We start from the raw sequence: 19,761 nt of genomic DNA, 5'->3' as shown, positions 1-19,761 counted from the left end.
ATGAGCAAGGCGAAGGCGGAAGGACGGCCGCAGTGGACGACAGGGCGCTCGGTGCCGCTGTTGGCCGTGCTGCTGGTGCTGTTGGCGGTCTGGTTCGGGTGGAGCGGTGTGCGCCAGTGGCGCCAGGCCGCCGTGGGTGCGGAGCTTGAGCAGTCGCGCGACCGTGTGGTCGAGGGCCTGCAGACGGCCCTGACCGGGCAGCTCGGCAAACTGGCCACGCTGCTCAAGACCGAGCGCGTTGCAACTGCACTGGCCAGCGGCAACGCCCAGGCGGCCGCCGTCGCCATTCGCGAAGGCTGGCCGGGCGTGGAGGACGTCCAGATCCTCACCGCCGATCTGGATGTGGCCTACGCCGATCCGAAGGCCTTCGGTTACTCGCGCCTGGCGCTGCTCGAAGCGGCCATCGCCGATAACGCGCCGGTCGCCCGCGTGGTGCGTGATGCCGGCGGGCAACGTCTTGGTCTGGCGGCGGCGATCGATCTCGGCCCGCAGGGCGCGGCCGTCGTCTATATCCGCCAGCCACTGCTGCGCCTGACCGGTGTGTTCGACAAGGTCGCCGTGCCGGGCGACGGTTACCTCGCCCTGCGCCAGGGCAGTCACAACGTCGTCGAACAGGGCAGCCGCGGGCTGTCCGGCGGCGCTGAAGCGCTGGCGCGCCCCATCGGGCGCAGTGGGCTGCGTCTGTCCGCCGCCGTGCCGGATATCGAACCGGGTCCGTTGGGGCTGGGGGCGATCCCCAGTGCGATCGTCGCCGTGTTGCTGCTGTTGATCGCCGGGCTGCTGGTGCTGGGCAAGGGCAAGGTGCCGTTGCCGCGCCGCCGCGGTGCGGCCGAGAGTGCCACCGACACCGGCCCGACCCTGAGCGAAAGCCTGGCCCAGGCCCCGCTGGCGGCGGCCGCCGTCGAACGCGTTGACGACGCGACGCCGCCACCGCCGTCCGTCCCGGGCGAGGCGGTCGCGGCCGAGATCTTCCGCGCGTACGACATCCGCGGCATTGTCGGCCGCGAGCTGACCCCGAAGGTCGCCGCCCTGATCGGCCAGGCGATCGGCTCGGTGCTGCAGGTCCAGGGCCTGCGCGACATCGTGGTCGGCCGCGATGGCCGCCTCTCCGGCCCCGAGCTCACCGCCGGGCTGATCGAAGGCCTGCGCCGCGCCGGCTGCAACGTCACCGACATCGGCCTGGCGCCGACCCCCGTGGTGTACTTCGCCAGTTACCACCTGCGCGCGGGCAGCTGCGTGGCGGTGACCGGCAGCCACAATCCGCCCGATTACAACGGCTTCAAGATCGTGGTCGGTGGCGAAACGCTGTCCGGCGATGCGATCACCGAGCTGTACCACCGCATCCGCGATGGCCAGCTGCACGTGGCGTCCGAACCGGGCAGCTTCCAGACCCGCGAGGTCAACGCCGATTACATCCAGCGCATTGCCGATGACGTGCAGCTGGACCGCCCGCTCAAGGTGGTCGCCGATGCCGGCAACGGGGTGGCGGGCGAGCTCGCCCAGCCGCTGCTGGAAGCGATCGGTGCCGAGGTCATTCCGCTGTACTGCGATGTGGACGGCACCTTCCCCAACCACCATCCGGACCCGAGCGATCCTGACAATCTGGAAGACCTGATCCAGACCGTGAAGCGTTTCGATGCGGACCTCGGCCTGGCCTTCGATGGCGACGGCGACCGCCTCGGCGTGGTCACCCGCGAAGGGAAGATCATCTACGCGGATCGTCTGTTGATGCTGTTCGCCGCCGACGTGCTGATGCGCAACCCGGGCGCGCTGGTGATCTACGACGTGAAGTGCAGCGGCAAGCTGTCCGACTACGTGCTGCGCAATGGCGGCAGCCCGCTGATGTGGAAGACCGGCCATTCGCTGATGAAGGCGAAGATGCGCGAGACCGACGCCGAGCTGGCGGGCGAGATGAGCGGGCACTTCTTCTTCAAGGAGCGCTGGTTCGGCTTCGACGACGGCCTGTACGCCGCCGCGCGCCTGCTGGAGATCCTGGCCCAGCGCGAGGAGACGCCGTCGGAGGTACTCGACGAACTGCCCGACAGCGTCTCCACCCCCGAGCTGAAGGTGCCGGTCGACGCGGGCACGCCGCATGCCCTGGTGTCGCTGTTCGTGTCGTCGGTGCAGGTGGAGGACTCGCCGTTCGCCGGCGCGCGCCTGTCCACCATCGATGGCCTGCGTGCCGACTTCCCCGATGGCTGGGGCCTGGTGCGTGCGTCGAACACCACCCCGGTACTGGTGCTGCGTTTCGAGGCCGATGACGAGGCCGCGCTGGAGCGCATCAAGGCGCTGTTCCGCGCGCAGCTGCAGCCGTTGCTGCCGGGTGTGGCGCTGGGCTTCTGATCTGCGTGGGTACCGACCAACGGTCGGTACCTACCGCAGCGATCAGCGGTACTACCTACCCTGGCGATCAGCGGTAGTGCCGGCCGCTGGCCGGCCCTTCGCATTCCTTGAACGTGACGTGGAGCCGGCCAGCGGCCGGCACTACCTTGCATCCACGCGCATGGACATCCACGCCATGCGTGGATGCCTTTGATCACCCCTTGAACCGCAGACCCACGCCGGGCTCGGTGAACAGATACCGCGAATCCAGCGCGGAATCGCCCAGCTTGTGGCGCAGCTTGCCGACCAGGATGCGCAGGTAATGCGTATCGTGCTGGTGCGTCGGCCCCCAGATCTCCTGCAGGATCTGCGGCTGGGTCACCACCCGCCCGGCATTGCGCAGCAGCAGGGACAACAGCGCGTACTCCTTGCGCGTCAGCGCCACCGGCGCACCGTCCAGCATCACCTCGCGCCGGACCAGGTCGATATGCAGGTGCCCATCGTCGAACTGCGGCAGCACGCCCTCGCTGGACACCGTGCGCGAGCGCAGCAGCCCGCGCACGCGCGCCATCAGCTCCTGCGTGCCGAACGGCTTGGTCACGTAGTCGTTGGCGCCGGCATCCAGCGCACGCACCTTCTCGGTCTCGCTGGCCCGTACGGTCAGCATGATCACCGGCACCTGGCTCCACTGGCGCAGTTCACCCAGCACCTCATGGCCTTCCATGTCGGGCAGGCCGATATCCAGGATGACCAGGTCCGCCCCTTCGCCGACCAGCGCTTCCAGCCCGGCCTGGCCGGTCGCGGCCTGGGACACGCGGTAGCCCTGCGCGCGCAGGCTGATCTCCAGGAAGCGCCGGATCTGCGCTTCATCGTCGATCACCAGCACGCGCGCCGGGGGCACGCCGTGGGAAGCCTCAGGAATCGTCGTTGTCATCGGCAGGGTGGGGATGCAGCAAGGGCAGTGTGATGCGGATCAGGGTACCGCGTCCGTCGCGCCCCGGCAGCGCCTGCACGCTGCCGCCATGCGCGCCGATCATGCCCTGGCAGATGGTCAGGCCCAGCCCGGTGCCGTGCCGGCCCCGGTCGCCACGCTCCACGCTGTAGAACATGTCGAAGATGCGCGCCCGCTCTTCGTCGGGAATCCCGGGGCCGGCGTCGAGCACATCGATGCGCAGCTCGCCTTCGACCAGCCGCGCCTGCACTTCCACTGCCGCGCCGGGCGGGGAGAATTTGGCCGCGTTCTCCATCACGTTGAACACCGCCTGTTCGACCAGCGCCGGATGCACCCAGATCGGGGCCAGCGCAGCCGGAATATCCAGCTTGAGCAGCACATCGGGCTGATAGCGCTGCAGGCGGCGCGCGGCCGAACCGACCAGCTCATCCACGCCGATCCAGTCGCGGTTGATCTGCAGGCCGTCATGGCCGAGCCGGGTCATGTCCAGCAGGTTCTGGATGTAGCGGTCCAGGCGCTCGCCTTCGACCAGGATGGTGTCCAGCAGGGCGCGGCGATCGCTGGCATCCATCGCATCGGCATAGCTGGAGAGGCTGTCGGCCGAGCCGATCATCGCCGCCAGGGGCGAGCGCAGGTCATGTGAGACCGAGGACAGCAACGCCGAACGCAGCCGCTCGGTCTCGTTGCTCACATGCGCTTTCTCCAGATCGGCCACCAGCTGGGTGCGCAGCGCAGCCTGCGCGATATCGTCCACCATCGCCTCGGCCAGCTGGCGCTGCTCGGGCGTCAACCGCGGGGCCTCGCGCGGGAAGCGCATGCCGGCCACGCCGATCGCGCGGTCGTCGCCGTCCAGCAGCGGCAGGAACCACCAGCCGGCGCCGGCCAGCGTATCGGTGAAGCGCCCGCTGGGCTGGCCATGCCGGTGTGCCCAGTCGGCGGCGGCCAGATCGGTGTCGCCCGGTGCGGCGCTGCCACTGGCGCTGGTGTACTGCCCGATGCGCAGCCATGCCGGCGCATCCATCGCCTGTTCCAGCGCTTCACGGCCGGCCTGCGCGACCTGCTCGTTGCTGGGCGCGCTGGCCAGCTGCCGGCCCAGCGCCTGGCGCGCATGCGCGTGCCGGTTGGCGGCGCGCAATGCCACCACCTGCATGCGCAGGCGCGAGGCCAGCCGTCCGGCCACCAACGCGGCCGCCAGGAACAGGAAGACCGTGATCACGCCTTGGCGCGCGCTGATCGCGAAGGTGAAGCGCGGCGCGATGAAGAAGAAGTTGTAGGCCAGGAAGCACAGTGCGGCCGCGATCACCGCCGCACTGGTGCGGCTGCGCGCGGCGACCATCACCACCGCCACGATGAACACCATCGAGAGGTCGTACAGCCCGATCCAGCGCTCGGCGACCAGCGCCACCAGGCAGGCGGCGCCAGTGGCGCCCAGCGCCAGCAGCGCGTCCTTGCCGGCACTGCGGCTGGGAAGGGACAGGCCGGACCGGCGCGCACGCGCTCGCGCCTGCGGCGTGCCGATGATGGTGATCTCGAAATGCGCGCCGCGCCGGATCAGCTGCTGGGTCAGCGTGCGGTTGAGCATGCGCGCCAGCGGGCGCTCCCGGGTTCGCCCCAGCACCAGCGTCGACACGCCATTGTGTGCGGCATGGTCGAGCAGGGCATCGGCAATGCTGGAGCCATGCAGCAGTTCGGCTTCGCCCCCGAGGCGCCGGGCGAGAGCGAAGGCGGCATCGATCTCGCGCCGGGTCTGTTCGTCGTGCGCGCGCGCCTGCACCGTCACCACCGTCCACGGCGCATCACGCCGTTCGGCGATGCGCCGGCCGACCCGGACCAGGTACTCGCTCTGGCCACCGCCATCGATCGCCACCAGTACGCGGCGGCGCAGTGGCAGGTTGCCTTCACCGCGCGCGGCGCGGGTCTCGCGCAGGCTGCTGTCCACGCGGTCGGCCGCTTCCTGCATGGCCAGCTCGCGCAGCGCGGTCAGGTTGGCCGGCGAGAAGAACGCCTGCAGCGCCTGCGCCGCCTGTTCGGGCACGTAGACCTTGCCCTGCTGCAGCCGCTCGATCAGCTCGCGCGGCGGAAGATCCACCAGCACGATGTCATGCAGGCGGTCGAGCACCGCATCGGGCACCGTCTCGCTGACCCGCACGCCGGTGATGCGCATGACCACGTCATTGAGGCTCTCCAGGTGCTGGATGTTGACCGTGGTCCACACATCGATGCCGGCATCGAGCAGTTCCATCACGTCCTGCCAGCGCCGCTCATGGCGACTGCCCGGCACGTTGCGGTGCGCCAGTTCGTCGACCAGCACCAGCGCCGGGCGACGCGCCAGCACCGCATCCAGGTCCATCTCGTCCAGCGCGTGCTGTTGATACTCGCGCTGCAGCAGCGGCACCTGCGGCAATCCCGCCAGCAGCGCCGAGGTTTCGGCGCGGCCGTGGGTTTCCACCAGCCCGATCACCACGTCCACCCCGCGGCGCAGTTGTTCGTGCGCGCGGGTGAGCATGCTGAAGGTCTTGCCAACGCCCGGTGCCGCACCCAGGAACACGGTGAGCTTGCCGCCGGCTTCGCGCTGCAGGCTGTCGGCCAGGGCATCGGCCTGGCGGGTACGGGAGTCGCTCATGGGCGGGGATTGTGCGCCCGGGACGGTACGCAGCGCATCAACGCGTTCCGTAGAGCCGGGCGCTGCCCGGCTGCCCATCCTGCGTATCCAAGGCCAGGTTCAACGTCATCACGTTCACCCGTGGCTGCCCGAACACGCCCCACTGCGGGCCCAGCGTATGCGCCTTCACCAGCGCCGCCACCTGGTCAACCGGCAGCCCACGGCTGCGCGCCACGCGCGCGATCTGCACCTGCGCCGCTGCCGGCGACAGCTCCGGATCCATGCCCGCGCCGGACTGGGTGACCAGATCGCCGGGCACCTGCACGGCGGGCACGCCCTCGCGCGCGGCCACCGCGGTGATCGCGGCCTGCACGCGTTCCCGCAGGGCCGGGTTGCTGCGCGCCATGTTGCTGCCGGCGGCCGCCATCGGATCGTAGTTGGCGGCCGATGGCCGGGCCTGGAAGTAGCCATCGCCGACGAATGGCTGGGCGATCAGCTGCGAGCCGCGCACCTGCCCCTCGCGGAGCAGCAGGCTGCCCTCGGCCTGCGCCGGAAACAGCAGTCCGCTCACGCTGGTGGTGGCCACGGCATAGGCCAGGCCGAGCAGCAGCAGGCTGCTCACGCCGAGCACCAGGGCCGGCCGCCAGGCGCTGTTCTGCTGGAGCTGGGTAGAGGCGGCAGCGCGGATGCGCGCCGGACGGGGAACGGAAGTAGCAAGCGAGCGGTTCATGCGCCGAACACCGAGACAAGGAAGAGGTCGATCAATTTGATGGCCGCGAACGGCAGCAGCACACCGCCGAGCCCGTACACGAGCATGTTCCGGCGCAGCAGCGCGGTCGCCGTGGCCGGGCGGAAGCGCACCCCGCGCAGTGCCAGCGGGATCAGCGCCGGAATCACCAGGGCATTGAAGATCAGCGCCGCCAGCACCGCATTGCGCGGGCTGGACAGGTGCATCACGTTCAACGCCGCCATCGCCGGCAGGGTCGAAGCGAACAGCGCCGGCAGGATCGCGAAGTACTTGGAGACGTCGTTGGCCAGCGAGAAGGTGGTCAGCGCACCGCGGGTGATCAGCTGCTGCTTGCCGACTTCGACCACCGCCAGCAGCTTGGCCGGATCCGAATCCAGATCGACCATGTTGCCGGCTTCCTTGGCGGCCTGGGTACCGGAGTTCATCGCCAGGCCGATGTCGGCCTGGGCCAGCGCTGGGGCATCGTTGGTGCCGTCGCCGACCATCGCCACCAGGCGTCCGCCGGCCTGCTCGGCACGGATGCGGGCGAGTTTGTCTTCCGGGCGGGCCTCGGCGATGTAGTCGTCCACACCGGCCTCGGCCGCGATCGCGGCGGCGGTCAGCGGGTTGTCGCCGGTGATCATCACCGTGCGGATGCCCATCGCCCGCAGCTGCGCGAACTTCTCGCGCATGCCGTGCTTGACCACGTCCGACAGCTCGATCACGCCCAGCACGTGGCGGCCCTCGCATACCACCAGCGGGGTGGCACCGTTGCGTGCCACCTGCTCCACGCGCCCCGCCAGCTCCGACGGCACCGTGCCGCCCAGCTCACGCACATACGCGGTGATCGCATCGGAGGCGCCCTTGCGGATGCGGCGGCCGCCGTCCAGGTCCACGCCGGACATGCGGGTCTGCGCGCTGAACGCCAGATACTCCGCGCGGTCCGGCTCGGCGGTGGTGCAGCCCTGCTCACGCGCCAACCGCACCACCGACTTGCCTTCCGGGGTCGGGTCGGCCAACGAGGACAGCAGCGCCGCCTCGCGCAGCTGGCTGGCATCGATACCGGCCAGTGCATGGAAATGCGTGGCCTGGCGGTCGCCGTAGGTGATGGTGCCGGTCTTGTCGAGCAGCAGCACATCCACGTCGCCGGCCACTTCCACCGCCTTGCCGGATTTGGCCAGCACGTTGGCGGCCAGTGCGCGGTTCATGCCGGCGATGCCGATCGCCGGCAGCAGCCCACCGATGGTGGTGGGGATCAAACACACCAGCAGCGCGATCAGCAGCAGCGGATCAACCTGCACGCCAACGAACGCCCCGATCGCCGGCAGCGTCGCCACCACCACCAGGAAGGTCAGCGTCATCGCCGCCAGCAGCAGGGTCAGGGCGACCTCGTTCGGGGTCTTCTGGCGGTTCGCGCCTTCCACCAGCGCGATCATCCGGTCCAGGAAGCTGTGCCCCGGCTCGGCGGTGATGCGCACGATGATCTGGTCGGAGAGCACTTTGGTGCCGCCGATCACACCGCTGCGGTCGGTGCCGGCCTCGCGCAGCACGGGCGCCGATTCACCGGTCACGGCGGCTTCGTTGATGGTGGCCAGGCCCTGAACGATCTCGCCATCGGCCGGAATCAGCTCCCCGGCACTGACGATCACATGGTCGCCCGGGCGCAGCTCGGCGGCCGGCACCTGGGTCTCGCTGGCGCCGGCATGCGCGGCGGCCAGCCGACGCGCGCTGAGGTCCTGGCGGGCACGCCGCAGCGAGGCCGCCTGGCCACGGCCACGCGCTTCGGCGACGGCCTCGGCGAAGTTGCCGAACAGCACGGTCAGCAGCAGGATCGCGGTGACCGCCAGGCCGAAGCCCAGCGGTGCGTTGCCGGTCACCGTGACCAGCGCGCTGACCACGGTGCCGACCATCACCACGGCCATCACCGGGCTGTGCAGCAGATGGCGCGGCGAGAGCTTGATCACCGCATCGCGCAGGGCGCGGCGCCAGCCGGCGCCATCGAGCAGGCGCTGGCGGCGGTGGGAAGAAACGTTCAACGGATACGTACTCATGGAAGGAGGTCTCAGTGCTGCGTCAGCGACAGGTGGTCGGCGACCGGGCCCAGCACCAGCGCCGGCATGAACTGCAATACGGTGAGGATGACGATCAGCGCGATCAGGGTCAGCGCGAAGGTCGGGGTTTCAATCTGCAGCGTGCCGGCCGATTCCGGCGCACGCCGCTTGGCCGCCAGCTGCGCGGCCACGATCAACGGGATCACCAGCACCGGGTAACGGCCCAGCAGCAGCACCAGGGTGCAGCTCAGGTTCCACCACACCGTGGCATCGCCGAGGCCTTCAAAGCCCGAGCCGTTGTTGGCGAACGCCGAGGTGTACTCGTAGAACACCTGGCTGATGCCGTGGAAGCCGGGGTTGGAGGTGCCGGTGATCGACGGGATCGCCAGGGTCAGCGCGGTGAAGCCCAGGATCGTGATCGGCTGCAGCAGCACCAGCAGCGCGAGCAGGCGCACCTGCGGCGTTTCCAGCTTGCGACCGAACAGCTCCGGGGTGCGGCCGGTCATCAGCCCGGCCAGGAACACGCCCAGCAGCAGGTACACGATGAACTGCTGCAGGCCGCAGCCGATGCCGCCCCAGATCGCATTGACCAGCATGTTGACCATCGGGATGGCGCCGGCCAGCGGACTGAGCGAGTCATGCATGCCGTTGACCGAACCATTCGAGACCTGGGTGGTGATCGCCGCCCACAGGCCCGTTCCATCGGCACCGAAGCGCACTTCCTTGCCTTCCATCAGCAGCGGGCTGGCCGCGGTGGCCGAATGGCCCTCCAGCCACACGGTGGCGGCCACCGACACACTGGACATCGCCAGCATGCAGCCGAATACCAGCCCGGCCAGGCGCCTGCGCCCGGTGAACGCGCCCAGCATGAAGATCACCGCGATCGGGATCAGCAGGATGCCGATCAGTTCCAGTGCGTTGGACAGCGGCGTCGGGTTCTCCAGCGGCATCGAACTGTTGGGGCCGTACCAGCCACCGCCATTGGTGCCCAGCTGCTTGGCCGCGACCATCGCCGCGACCGGGCCGAGCGGCAGCTTCTGCGTCTCGATGCCGGCCGCGGCATCGATCGGCGTCGCCTGCGGACCGGCCGCCAGCGTCGAAGGCACGCCCTGGCTGGTCAGCAGGACCGCCCACAGCAGGCACAGCGGCAGCATGAAGCGCACGCTGGCGCGCACCACATCGGCGTAGTAGTTGCCCACATCGACCCGACGGTCCGCGCTGAGCAGCGCGGCCTGTTCGGCCGGCACGTCCTCGGGACGCGCGCCGAACAGCGCACGCAGGGTGGCCACCACCAGCGCCAGGCCCATCATCGGCGTCACCACCTGCAGGCCGGTGATCGCGGTCATCTGCGAGAAGTAGGACAGCTGCGCCTGGCCCGAATAGTGCTGCTGGTTGGTGTTCGTCAGGAACGACACCATCGTGTGCAGCGCGGTATCCCAGCGCATGTTGGGAATCTGGTCGGGATTGAACGGCAGCCAGGCCTGGGTCATGAAGACCGCCTGCACCAGCACCGCGATCACCACGTTGCTGAGCAGGAAGGCGCCCACGTAGCCACGCCAGGACATGCCGCGCGCCGGGTTCACCCCGAGCAGCCGGTACAGCGGTTTCTCAATCCACCCGAACAGCGCGTCGCCGCGCATCGGGCCACCGCGCATCACCCGGGCGAGATACAGCCCAAGCGGAAAGGCCAGCACGATGCTGGCCAGCAGGATCAACAGGATCTCGGTCATGGTCGGCTCCGGTCAGAAGGTTTCGGGCCGAAGCACGACGTAGAGCAGGTAGGCGGCGGCAACGAGCACCAGCACGCCGCACAGCAGGGAAAGCCAGGCAGACATGGTCGTGGCCTCAAACGCGGGAAAGGGAGCGCGCGGTGCACGGGGCACCGGCGGGGAAGACAGGCAGATACAGGCTCATGGGACGTCCAGGTGGAACCACTCCACGTCAGGCGCTCATGGTCTGCCTGCCCGGCATAAACGCTCCACGCCCCAAACCGGCGCCCCGCGTAAAAAGTGCATAAAAAGGTGCTTCGCCTCATGGATCGGAGCGCCTCACTCCACGGCAACGCAGATGCGCACGGCCGTGTACGTCTGGCCTGGGAACTCCGCCGGAGGGTGGATCCGGTGGCGTCTCCGCTCAGGTTTGTCGCGAGTGTGAGGGCCCCGCAGCGGTGGGTAGGCCCCTCGGCAAATGTCCCCCGGCCGCCGCCTGGCGGCGACGGCCTCCTCCTTGATTTTGCCCAGGAGCCTACCCACCGCTACAGGGCTCGCGTGTGGTGCGCGTGCTGCAACCCTGGGCTTTCAGTGGGGCGCCAATGGTCTGGATACGCGGGGTGCGATGCCCTTGTGGGCGAAATCAAGGAGGAGGGGACGGCCGCAGGCCGGCACCGGGGGACATTCGCCGACAAGGGCATCGCGCCCCGGCGCCCGACCAACCCACCGCCCCCGCTTCCGGAAAAGTTCAGAGCGCGCTTCGTACCTGCCACGAGGATAGGAACCAAAAAAGGCGGCCCAAAGGCCGCCTTCGTTTCAACGCCATCGCACAGCCACCATCACCCGCGCGGATCGCTCCCCACGCCCTTCAGCAACCGATAGCGCTGCAGCGTGCCCTCGATCTCCACGTCCAGTGCCCGGCGCTGCTGCTCGAACGAGGCCTGCATGCGCCGCTGCGTCACCAGCTCGGCGTGCCGCGCGCGGATGCGCTCGGCCTGCTTCTCCGACACCGGCTGCCCATCCAGTTCGCGGTTGCCCGCGCCGGCCAGCAGCGTGACCAGCGCATCGCGCACGCTGGCCACGTTGTAACTGGCGGTGTGGATGTTGTTGTCCAGGATCCCGCTGCGCTCGGCGAACACCCGGCGCAGGTCGTCCTCGCTCTCGTACGTCGCAAGCATCGCCTGCTCGGTGCGCTGGCGGGTCTGCTCGGCGGCCAGGTCCAGGCGCTGCTGCGCGGCCTGCGCCGCGACATCGGCGCGTTCCTCGTCGGTCAACGCGCGCTGCACTTCGCCACTGCGCATGCCGCTGCGCAGGTTGAACTCCTCGCGTGCGTTGTTCACCGCCTCCTGGGGCAGCGCATCACTGCAGATCCGCTCGCTGCCCTTGTTCCAGCAGTACAGCTTTTTCGGCGTCGCGTCGGCCGTGCGCTTCTGCGCCTGGGCAGGCAACAGCGGCACGGCCAGCAGCAGGCCGACAACGGTGAACGTGGCAAACCTGGACATGAAAGCCCCCTGCTCTCAACGCGTAGGACGGCTGCCGTAGCGGGAACGATAGTCCTCCAGCGGCTGCCGGTAGCCCACAAGTTCCGGATTTCCGGAGGCAAAATCAAGCAGGTCGGCCAGCGTGGCCACCGCGACCACCGGAATCCCGGCTTCTTCGGCGACGGCCTGCGCGGCGGAACGGGGGTCGGTCTCCGAAGCGATCTCCTGACGGTCCAGCGCGACCACGATGCCGGCCGGGGTGCCGCCGGCGCCCTTGATGATCGCCAGCGCTTCGCGGATCGCGGTGCCGGCGGTGATCACGTCGTCGACGATGAGCACGCGCTTGCCGTTCATGTCGGCGCCGATCAGGTTGCCGCCTTCGCCATGGTCCTTGGCTTCCTTGCGGTTGAACGACAGCGGCAGGTCGCGGCCGCGCTGGGCGAATTCACAGGCGGTCGCGGTGGCCAGAGGGATGCCCTTGTAGGCCGGGCCGAACACGACATCGAACTTCAGGCCGGTGGCTTCCACGGCATCGGCGTAGCAGGCCGCCAGCTGCGACATGCGCGCGCCGGAGTCGAACCGGCCGGCATTGAAGAAATAGGGGCTCAGACGGCCGGACTTCAGGGTGAACTGGCCGAAACGCAGGGCATCGGCGGTCAGGGCCAGTTGCAGGAAACGGTGGCGATGGTCGCTCATCAAGACTCAATTCAATTCATTTGGAGCGCAAATCCTAATGCATGTCTGCATTTTTCCGCTCGCCGGCCCCTGCGGCCCGGTGTCGCACAGGGTGGCGAGACGATCCCGGGGCGCACCGGGGCAGGCCACCCGCGTCCGTTTCCAGCCAGCCCCTGCAAGGGCCGAAACGGTATGCTCTTGCCGGTATCGTTCCAGACCCGGGTCAGCATGCGCATCATCAGTTTCAACGCCAATGGCATCCGTTCCGCCGCCACCAAGGGCTTCCTCGAGTGGTTCCGCGCCCAGGACGCCGATGTCCTGTGCATCCAGGAAACCAAGGCCCAGGAAGACCAGCTGACCGACCCGATGTTCCGCCCGGACGGCCACCACTGCTTCTACCGCGACGCCATCACCAAGAAGGGCTACAGCGGCGTGGCGATCTACAGCAAGCGCGAGCCGGACCAGGTGATCACCTCGCTGGGCTGGGCCCCGTTCGACGATGAAGGCCGCTACATCGAGGCCCGCTACGGCAATCTCAGCGTCGTCTCCTTCTATATCCCTTCGGGCAGTTCGGGCGACCTGCGCCAGGGCTTCAAGTACGAAGTGATGGAATGGCTGCGCCCGATCCTGGCCGGCTGGCTGGCCAGCGGCCGCGACTACGTGCTGTGCGGCGACTGGAACATCGTGCGCTCCGCGCTGGACATCAAGAACTGGAAGTCCAACCAGAAGAACTCCGGTTGCCTGCCGCCCGAGCGCGACTGGCTCAACGGCCAGTGCGTGGACGCCGACCAGGCGCTGGACCTCGCGGCCGGCCAGGGTTGGACGGATGCCTACCGCCTGCTGCACCCGCAGGGCGAGGACTACACCTGGTGGAGCAACCGCGGCCAGGCCCGCGCCAACAACGTGGGCTGGCGCATCGACTACCAGTTCGTCAGCCCGGGCCTGCGCGACCGCCTGCGCAGCTGCTCGGTCTACCGCGATGAGCGCTTCTCCGACCATGCCCCGTTCACGGTGGACTACGCCCCATGACCGAGGCGGACGCGCCGGTGTCCTACAAGGGGTGGGCCGGGATCAAGCGCGCCTTCGGCACGCCCTCGGCGCTGACGATGGCCTTCTTGGGCTTCGGCAGCGGCCTGCCGTTCCTGCTGATCGCCTCGCAGACCCTGTCCACCCGCCTGCGCGATGTGGGCCTGGACCTGAAGAGCATCGGCCTGATCAGCCTGGCCAGCTTCTTCTACCTGATGAAGTTCGTCTGGGCACCGTTGATCGACCGCTACGCCTTCCCGCTGGTCAGCGCGCTCGGCCGCCGCCGTTCCTGGCTGCTGGCCTCGCAGGTCGGCGTCACCGGCGGACTGTTCGCACTTGCCTTCGTCCGTCCCGAGCTGGGCGTCACCCCACTGGTGCTGTGGGTGCTGGTGGCCTCCTTCGCCGGTGCCACCCAGGATTCGGTGGTCGATGCCTACCGCATCGAGATCGCCCCGGAGAGCGCGCAGGCGGCGTTGGCCGCCACGTACACGCTGGGCTACCGCATCGGCCTGATCCTGGCCGGCGCGGGCGCGCTTTACCTGGCGCAGTTCGAAGGCTGGATCGTGGCCTACCTGGCCATGGCCTCGCTGATGCTGCTGCCCATCATCACCACGCTGGTCTGCCGCGAACCGGTCCAGCCGGAAGTGCGCATCCAGCGCCGGATCGATTTCTTCGGCGCGTTCTGGCAGCCCATCAGCAGCTTCTTCAGCGCCAACGGCGTGGCGCTGGCGCTGGCGCTGCTGGCGTTCGTGGGGCTCTACAAATTCCCCGACCAGGTGATCGGGGTGATGTCCGGTCCGTTCTATCTGGATTCGGGCTTCACCAAGGCCGATATCGCCACCGTCTCCAAGCTGTTCGGCGTGTGGATGGGCATCGGCGGCGCGTTCCTCGGCGGCATCGCGGTGGCCGCGTTCGGCTTCCGCCGCATGCTGCTGGTCGCCGCGCTGGGGGTGGCGCTGTCCAACCTGGCGTTCCTGCTGATGGCGCACAACCCGGGCCAGCTGTGGGCGTTCTATGCGGCGCTGAGCGCGGACAACCTGTTCCAGGGCTTTGCCGGTACGGTGCTGGTCGCCTTCATGTCGTCACTGACCGACCGCAACTTCACCGCCACCCAATACGCGCTGCTGGTCTCGCTGGCGAACCTGCCGGGCAAGTTCGTCGGCGGTGTCTCGGGCTACATCGTCGAAGCGAGCTCCTACAGCACCTTTTTCATCCTCAGCGCCACCACGGTCATCCCGACCCTGCTGCTGCTGATCTGGCTGTGGCCGCGGATCCGGGACCGCAGCACGGCATAAGCGGTTTGCGTGCCGGCAGGGCCTGTTGGATCATGCCGGCACAACGGCCGTGGGGACGGCATCACGCCAACGGGGAGAACGATGGCTGATCTACTGCTGCGGGATGTGGACCCGCTGTTGCTGGAACGTATCCGCCGGATCGCGGCCGCCCGCGGCTGGACCCGCGAGGACACCTGCATGGCGCTGCTGGAACAAGGCCTGTTCGCCAGCGAACTGGAGGTCCGCAGCGGCTTCCACGATCCCGAGGTCGACGCGCTGGCCGCTGCCATCGCGGCCCTGCAGGCCCTGCCGGACGCGCAGGGGCTGTAACGGCGGCAAGCACCGGACGGCGCATCGGCGATCACAGCCGCAGGGCAGCGCCCGCCGCCGTGGCCACTCAGGCCGGGTGGATCGCCCCGAGAATGCGCGGACCCCGCGCGCCACTCACGCTCGGCAGGTTGCCGGGCAATCCGGCCAGGGTGCGCTGCGCCAGCCACGCGAATCCCATCGCCTCCAGGTAATCCGGATCCAGCCCGTGCACCGCGCTGGATTCGATCACCACGCCCGGCAGCCGCGCACGCAGGCGCCGCAGCAGCTGCGGATTGCGCACGCCACCGCCGCAGACCAGCACCCGCGTCGCGCTCGGCAGATGCGCCAGCAGTGCATCGGCCACTGTCGCGGCGGTCAGCTCCAGCAGGGTCGCCTGCACGTCCGCGCCGGAGACCTGCCCCTCGCCCAGCTGCGCCTGCGCCCAGTCCAGGTGGAACTGCTCGCGCCCGGTGCTCTTCGGCGGTGGCAGCGCGAACCAGGGATCGGCCAGCCAGCGGGCCAGCAGCGCCGCATCGACCTGGCCACTGGCGGCGAACGCGCCATCCGCATCGAACGGTGCGCCGCGATGGCGCTGGCACCAGGCATCCATCAGCGCATTGGCCGGGCCGGTATCGAAGCCGCGCGGTGTCCCGTCGCGCGGGATCAGGGTGAGATTGCCGATGCCGCCCAGGTTGAGCACGGCGCGGTCTTCATCGCTGTCGCCCAGCATCGCCAGGTGGAAGGCCGGCATCAGTGGCGCGCCATGCCCGCCGGCCGCCACATCGCGGCGGCGGAAATCGGCCACGGTGGTGATGCCGGTGAGTTCGGCGATGCGGTTGGCGTCGCCGATCTGCATCGTGAAGGCGGGATCGGCCAGCGGCCGGTGGCGCACGGTCTGCCCATGCGAGCCGATCGCATGCACCCGGGTGCGGTCGACCCGCGCGCTGTCCAGCAGGCGGTTGGCGGCCGCGGCGAAGGTGATCCCGACCTGGGCATCGAGCCGGCCGAGCGCGTCCAATGAGGTGATGGTGCCGCCCTCGCCGAGCGCGATCAGCTCGGCGCGGATCGCCGGATCCCAGTCGTGGGTCAGGCCTTCGACAAAGCGGCAGCCGCCCTCGGCGGGGAACTGCACCAGCGCGGCATCGATGCCGTCGGCGCTGGTGCCGGACATCAGGCCCAGGTAGAGCGGGGTAGTGGGATCAACAGCAGAGGTCATGGCCAGGCGGTCCAACGGGTTGCGTGCAGCTTCCGCGCAACCCGTTGCCGCCGTCAATCAATGCGATCAGCCGCGGTTGGACTTGACCGGCTTGCCGGCCTTCGCCGTGGCGGTATCGGCGGCCTTGGCGTCCGGTGCCGGGCTGGCATCGGCGTAGATCAGCTTCTCCATGCCCTGGATGCGCGCCAGCGCCGGGGCGGTCTGCGCACGGAAGGCGGCCAGCTCGGCGCCCTGCAGCGGCTCCGGCGGCGGCATCGTCACCGACAGCGGGTTGCGGTGCACGCCGTTGACGCGGAATTCGTAGTGCAGGTGCGGGCCGGTGGCCAGGCCGGTCGAGCCGACGTAGCCGATCACCGTGCCCTGCGCCACGCGCTGGCCGGTCTTGATCTTGCCGAACCGCGACATGTGCCCGTACAGCGTGGTGTGGCCGCGGCCATGGTCCAGGATCACCACGTTGCCGTAGCCGCGCTGGGTCCCGGCGAACTGCACGCGGGCATCGCCGGCGGCCATGATCGGGGTGCCGGTGCGCGCGGCGTAGTCCACGCCCTTGTGCATGCGCATCTTGCCCAGCACCGGGTGCTTGCGCGCGCCGAAGGTCGAGCTCAGCCGCGCGAACTGGATCGGCATGCGGATGAAGCTCTTCTTCAGCGGCCGGCCGCTGGCATCGAAGTACTCCGACTTGCCGTTGCGGTCGAAGCGGAAGCCGCTGTAGGTCTTGCCGCCCGAGCTGAAGGTCGCCGCGAGGATCTTGCTGGTGTCCACCTTCTCGCCTTCGCGCCAGGTTTCATCCATCACCACGCTGAAGCGGTCGCCCGGCTGCAGGTCCTTGGAGAAGTCGATGTCGTACTTGAAGATCTCGTCGGTCATCGTCGCGATCGCCGAGGGCGACAGGCCCGCCTTGCGCGCGGCGGCATACAGCGAGCTGGTGATCTCGCCACTGGCGACCACGCGGCGAGTCGAGCTCTCGCGCTTGCTCACCGTTTCGGTGATCTTGTCGCCGGCCAGGGACAGCTCCACGCGGTTGTCGGCATCGCGGTCGAAGCGGATCGTGCGCAGCTCACCGGACAGCGGCAGGTCGAAGGCGATCTCCGCGCCGGGGCGCAGCTTGGTCAGCGATTCGCGCACGCCCGGGTGCTCCAGCACCTGGTGCATCACCGTGGCCGGGATGCCGGCCTGGTCGAACAGATTGCTCAGGGTCTGGCCGCGCTGCACGCGCAGCACCTGCCAGCTGTCGCCCGGGGTCTGCTGCTGGCGTTCCAGCGACAGCGGCGGCAACGGCAGCGCCAGGGTCGAATGGCTGACCGAGTAGGGCGAGTCGATGGTGTGCGAGAAGCCGGGGACGATCGTGGCCACCAGGGCGCCGATGGTGGCGAACAGGCTGGCGTGCATCCAGTGGCGGCGGGTCCAGCGCTGGTTGAAGGCCGCGGGAAGATGCTGTTTGAGCTTCCGATGGAGGGCGGTGTCGTGGAGGACGTGGAGACGTTCCTTGAAGCGCTGCTTGCGCGCGCGGCCTTGATCGGAATTGAGCATCGTCGGTCTGTTCCTGGCTGGCCCGGGAGCGCGGGCCCAAACGTCGGTAACATAGACAGGTATAAATACCGCGTCAAACCCTTGTGCCTATTGGCTTTTGTGAAGCACCTGCGGTTAACTTGTACTTAACGTCATTCATATAAATAAGGCATTGCCGGGAGTTGTCACGTGTCCTCGATTGAAGAAGCCATCGCCCTGATCGGGCGGGGCGCCGATGAGATCCTCAAATCCGACGAGCTGCGCCAGCGTCTGGAAAGCGGCCGCCCGCTGCGGGTCAAGGCCGGCTTCGACCCCACCGCCCCGGACCTGCACCTGGGCCATACCGTGCTGTTGAACAAGCTGCGCCAGTTCCAGGACCTCGGCCACCAGGTGATCTTCCTGATCGGCGACTTCACCGGGATGATCGGCGACCCCTCGGGCAAGAACGTCACCCGCAAGCCGCTCACCAAGGAAGATGTGCTGGCCAATGCGCGTACCTATGAAGACCAGGTCTTCAAGGTGCTGGATCGCGAGAAGACCGAAGTGCGCTTCAACTCGGAGTGGTTCGGCAAGATGGCCGCGGCCGACATGATCCGCCTGGCCGGCCAGCACACCGTGGCGCGCATGCTCGAGCGCGACGACTTCGCCAAGCGCTATGCCGCCCAGCAGTCCATCGCGCTGCATGAGTTCCTGTACCCGCTGGTCCAGGGCTACGACTCGGTCGCGCTGGAAGCGGACGTCGAACTCGGCGGCACCGACCAGAAGTTCAACCTGCTGATGGGCCGTGGCCTGCAGGAGCACTACGGGCAGAAGCCGCAGATCGTGCTGACCATGCCGCTGCTGGAAGGCCTGGACGGCGTGGCCAAGATGTCCAAGTCGCTCAACAACTATATTGGTATCAGCGAACCGGCCATCGACATCGTCACCAAGACCATGAAGATCGGCGACGACCTGATGTGGCGCTGGATCGAGCTGCTCTCCTTTGATATCAGCCAGGCCGAAGCCAAGGCCCTGCGCGAGCAGGTCGACGCCGGCGGCTTGAACCCGCGCGAGGTGAAGCTGCGCCTGGCACGTGAGCTGACCACGCGCTTCCATGACGCCGCCGCGGCCGAGCAGGCTATTGCCGGCTGGAACGCCGCCGTCACCGGGCAGGGCGATGTGACCCTGCTGCCGCTGCAGGAAGTGGTCATTCCGGCCGAGGGCCTGCGTATTGGCGCACTGCTGACCGCTGCCGGCCTCACCCCGAGCAACTCCGAGGCCTCGCGCAAGCTCAAAGAGCGTGCAGTGAAGGTGGACGGCGAGGTGGTGGATGACGCCCAGCAGGTGTTCGTGCCCGGTTTCGAGGGCCTGCTGCAGGTCGGCAAGCGCACCTTTGCACGCGTGCTGCTGGTCGCCGCCTAAGCGGCACAAGGGGTTCGGGCGATCCGGACCCCTTTCAGCATGAATGGGAGGGCGGCAACGTGAAAAAATGTCACGTACCCCCTTCACAAACGGCTCCGATAGGGACATACTTTCCCTCCCCCGACGCAGGGGCCACCGCAAGGCGGCAACCGCGAAGGAACAGGACTTCAACTACTTCGAAAGAAGGTGTTGACGGAAACGAAAAGCCTGACATAATAGGCGGCTCGCAACGACGAAAGCCTCTCGGGGCAAACGACGAAGCGGCATCGGCAACAACGCTTCACTACGGTGAAACGGCCTTGAAAAAAGGTGTTGACGAAGCAGATAAGCCGGTCTATAATGGGCGGCTCGCAACGACGGAAACGTCGGGGCACACAGAGGAAGGCGCTGAGGCCAACTCCCAAGTTCTTTGACAGTATGCGCAGGTATCTTGTGAAGGCGCCTGCAGGAAGGATGTATGTCCATCTTGCAGACGTTTGATCAAGCAACATATCAATTGTTTTAAAG

General features: G+C 68.3%; 15 protein-coding genes. 5 read left to right on the top strand and 10 right to left on the bottom strand.

The window, feature by feature from the left end; genetic code table 11:
* The gene (locus ABE424_RS18430; RefSeq protein ID WP_346492568.1) at positions 1-2,343 is read left to right on the top strand and encodes a phosphomannomutase/phosphoglucomutase; all 2,343 of its coding nucleotides are present in this window, start codon (positions 1-3) and stop codon (positions 2,341-2,343) included.
* Between the two features lie 193 nt (positions 2,344-2,536).
* On the opposite strand, the gene ABE424_RS18425 is transcribed toward ABE424_RS18430, so the two are convergent.
* From ABE424_RS18425 to pyrE, 8 genes are all read right to left on the bottom strand, one after another.
* Entirely contained in the window at positions 2,537-3,256 is a 720-nt protein-coding gene (locus ABE424_RS18425) for a response regulator transcription factor (protein WP_319209582.1), read from the bottom strand.
* Entirely contained in the window at positions 3,237-5,897 is a 2,661-nt protein-coding gene (locus ABE424_RS18420) for a sensor histidine kinase KdpD (RefSeq protein WP_346492567.1), read from the bottom strand. Before ABE424_RS18420 ends, ABE424_RS18425 begins: the two co-directional genes overlap by 20 nt.
* Before the next feature lie 37 nt (positions 5,898-5,934).
* Positions 5,935-6,606 (bottom strand): potassium-transporting ATPase subunit KdpC, encoded by a 672-nt coding sequence (kdpC, locus tag ABE424_RS18415; protein WP_346492566.1) that lies wholly within the window; start codon positions 6,604-6,606, stop codon positions 5,935-5,937.
* The gene (kdpB, locus tag ABE424_RS18410; RefSeq protein WP_346488296.1) at positions 6,603-8,654 is read right to left on the bottom strand and encodes a potassium-transporting ATPase subunit KdpB; all 2,052 of its coding nucleotides are present in this window, start codon (positions 8,652-8,654) and stop codon (positions 6,603-6,605) included. Before kdpB ends, kdpC begins: the two co-directional genes overlap by 4 nt.
* A gap of 11 nt (positions 8,655-8,665) precedes the next feature.
* Entirely contained in the window at positions 8,666-10,384 is a 1,719-nt protein-coding gene (gene kdpA, locus ABE424_RS18405; RefSeq protein ID WP_346492565.1) for a potassium-transporting ATPase subunit KdpA, read from the bottom strand.
* Positions 10,385-10,396: 12 nt separating this feature from the next.
* Positions 10,397-10,489, bottom strand: coding sequence for a potassium-transporting ATPase subunit F (locus ABE424_RS18400; RefSeq protein ID WP_019183961.1), 93 nt, complete (start codon positions 10,487-10,489; stop codon positions 10,397-10,399).
* Between the two features lie 713 nt (positions 10,490-11,202).
* Entirely contained in the window at positions 11,203-11,865 is a 663-nt protein-coding gene (locus tag ABE424_RS18395; protein ID WP_346478389.1) for a hypothetical protein, read from the bottom strand.
* 15 nt (positions 11,866-11,880) lie between these two features.
* Positions 11,881-12,540, bottom strand: coding sequence for an orotate phosphoribosyltransferase (gene pyrE, locus ABE424_RS18390; protein ID WP_176987761.1), 660 nt, complete (start codon positions 12,538-12,540; stop codon positions 11,881-11,883).
* Positions 12,541-12,747: 207 nt separating this feature from the next.
* Here pyrE and ABE424_RS18385 point away from each other — a divergent pair, with 207 nt between their 5' ends.
* The 3 genes from ABE424_RS18385 (at position 12,748) to ABE424_RS18375 (ending at position 15,149) form a co-directional block, all read left to right on the top strand.
* Positions 12,748-13,548 carry an exodeoxyribonuclease III gene (locus ABE424_RS18385; RefSeq protein ID WP_176987762.1) on the top strand — a complete coding sequence of 267 codons (801 nt, stop codon included), beginning with the start codon at positions 12,748-12,750 and terminating at the stop codon, positions 13,546-13,548.
* Entirely contained in the window at positions 13,545-14,840 is a 1,296-nt protein-coding gene (locus ABE424_RS18380; RefSeq protein ID WP_346492564.1) for an MFS transporter, read from the top strand. The genes ABE424_RS18385 and ABE424_RS18380 overlap by 4 nt, the downstream gene beginning before the upstream one ends.
* A gap of 81 nt (positions 14,841-14,921) precedes the next feature.
* Complete coding sequence (locus tag ABE424_RS18375; RefSeq protein WP_319209555.1) at positions 14,922-15,149, top strand: hypothetical protein; 228 nt, start codon at positions 14,922-14,924, stop codon at positions 15,147-15,149.
* A gap of 67 nt (positions 15,150-15,216) precedes the next feature.
* On the opposite strand, the gene ABE424_RS18370 is transcribed toward ABE424_RS18375, so the two are convergent.
* Positions 15,217-16,344 carry an anhydro-N-acetylmuramic acid kinase gene (locus tag ABE424_RS18370; RefSeq protein WP_346492563.1) on the bottom strand — a complete coding sequence of 376 codons (1,128 nt, stop codon included), beginning with the start codon at positions 16,342-16,344 and terminating at the stop codon, positions 15,217-15,219.
* Positions 16,345-16,410: 66 nt separating this feature from the next.
* Positions 16,411-17,874, bottom strand: coding sequence for a peptidoglycan DD-metalloendopeptidase family protein (locus ABE424_RS18365; RefSeq protein ID WP_346492562.1), 1,464 nt, complete (start codon positions 17,872-17,874; stop codon positions 16,411-16,413).
* A gap of 168 nt (positions 17,875-18,042) precedes the next feature.
* Here ABE424_RS18365 and tyrS point away from each other — a divergent pair, with 168 nt between their 5' ends.
* Positions 18,043-19,254 carry a tyrosine--tRNA ligase gene (gene tyrS, locus ABE424_RS18360; protein ID WP_176987767.1) on the top strand — a complete coding sequence of 404 codons (1,212 nt, stop codon included), beginning with the start codon at positions 18,043-18,045 and terminating at the stop codon, positions 19,252-19,254.
* The last annotated feature ends 507 nt before the right edge of the window (positions 19,255-19,761 follow it).

Source organism: Stenotrophomonas sp. TWI1149, from assembly GCF_039673155.1.
Taxonomy (GTDB): domain Bacteria; phylum Pseudomonadota; class Gammaproteobacteria; order Xanthomonadales; family Xanthomonadaceae; genus Stenotrophomonas; species Stenotrophomonas maltophilia_AA.
The sequence above is the reverse complement of the archived record's forward strand: the minus strand, read 5'-3'. Positions and strand labels throughout refer to the sequence as shown.

Bases quoted from the DNA above. Each gene is read 5' to 3' on its own strand.
- ABE424_RS18430 (WP_346492568.1), top strand. From the start codon at position 1: ATGAGCAAGGCGAAGGCGGAAGGACGGCCGCAGTGGACGACAGGGCGC.
- ABE424_RS18425 (WP_319209582.1), bottom strand. From the start codon at position 3,256: ATGACAACGACGATTCCTGAGGCTTCCCACGGCGTGCCCCCGGCGCGC.
- ABE424_RS18420 (WP_346492567.1), bottom strand. From the start codon at position 5,897: ATGAGCGACTCCCGTACCCGCCAGGCCGATGCCCTGGCCGACAGCCTG.
- kdpC (WP_346492566.1), bottom strand. From the start codon at position 6,606: ATGAACCGCTCGCTTGCTACTTCCGTTCCCCGTCCGGCGCGCATCCGC.
- kdpB (WP_346488296.1), bottom strand. From the start codon at position 8,654: ATGAGTACGTATCCGTTGAACGTTTCTTCCCACCGCCGCCAGCGCCTG.
- kdpA (WP_346492565.1), bottom strand. From the start codon at position 10,384: ATGACCGAGATCCTGTTGATCCTGCTGGCCAGCATCGTGCTGGCCTTT.
- ABE424_RS18400 (WP_019183961.1), bottom strand. From the start codon at position 10,489: ATGTCTGCCTGGCTTTCCCTGCTGTGCGGCGTGCTGGTGCTCGTTGCC.
- ABE424_RS18395 (WP_346478389.1), bottom strand. From the start codon at position 11,865: ATGTCCAGGTTTGCCACGTTCACCGTTGTCGGCCTGCTGCTGGCCGTG.
- pyrE (WP_176987761.1), bottom strand. From the start codon at position 12,540: ATGAGCGACCATCGCCACCGTTTCCTGCAACTGGCCCTGACCGCCGAT.
- ABE424_RS18385 (WP_176987762.1), top strand. From the start codon at position 12,748: ATGCGCATCATCAGTTTCAACGCCAATGGCATCCGTTCCGCCGCCACC.
- ABE424_RS18380 (WP_346492564.1), top strand. From the start codon at position 13,545: ATGACCGAGGCGGACGCGCCGGTGTCCTACAAGGGGTGGGCCGGGATC.
- ABE424_RS18375 (WP_319209555.1), top strand. From the start codon at position 14,922: ATGGCTGATCTACTGCTGCGGGATGTGGACCCGCTGTTGCTGGAACGT.
- ABE424_RS18370 (WP_346492563.1), bottom strand. From the start codon at position 16,344: ATGACCTCTGCTGTTGATCCCACTACCCCGCTCTACCTGGGCCTGATG.
- ABE424_RS18365 (WP_346492562.1), bottom strand. From the start codon at position 17,874: ATGCTCAATTCCGATCAAGGCCGCGCGCGCAAGCAGCGCTTCAAGGAA.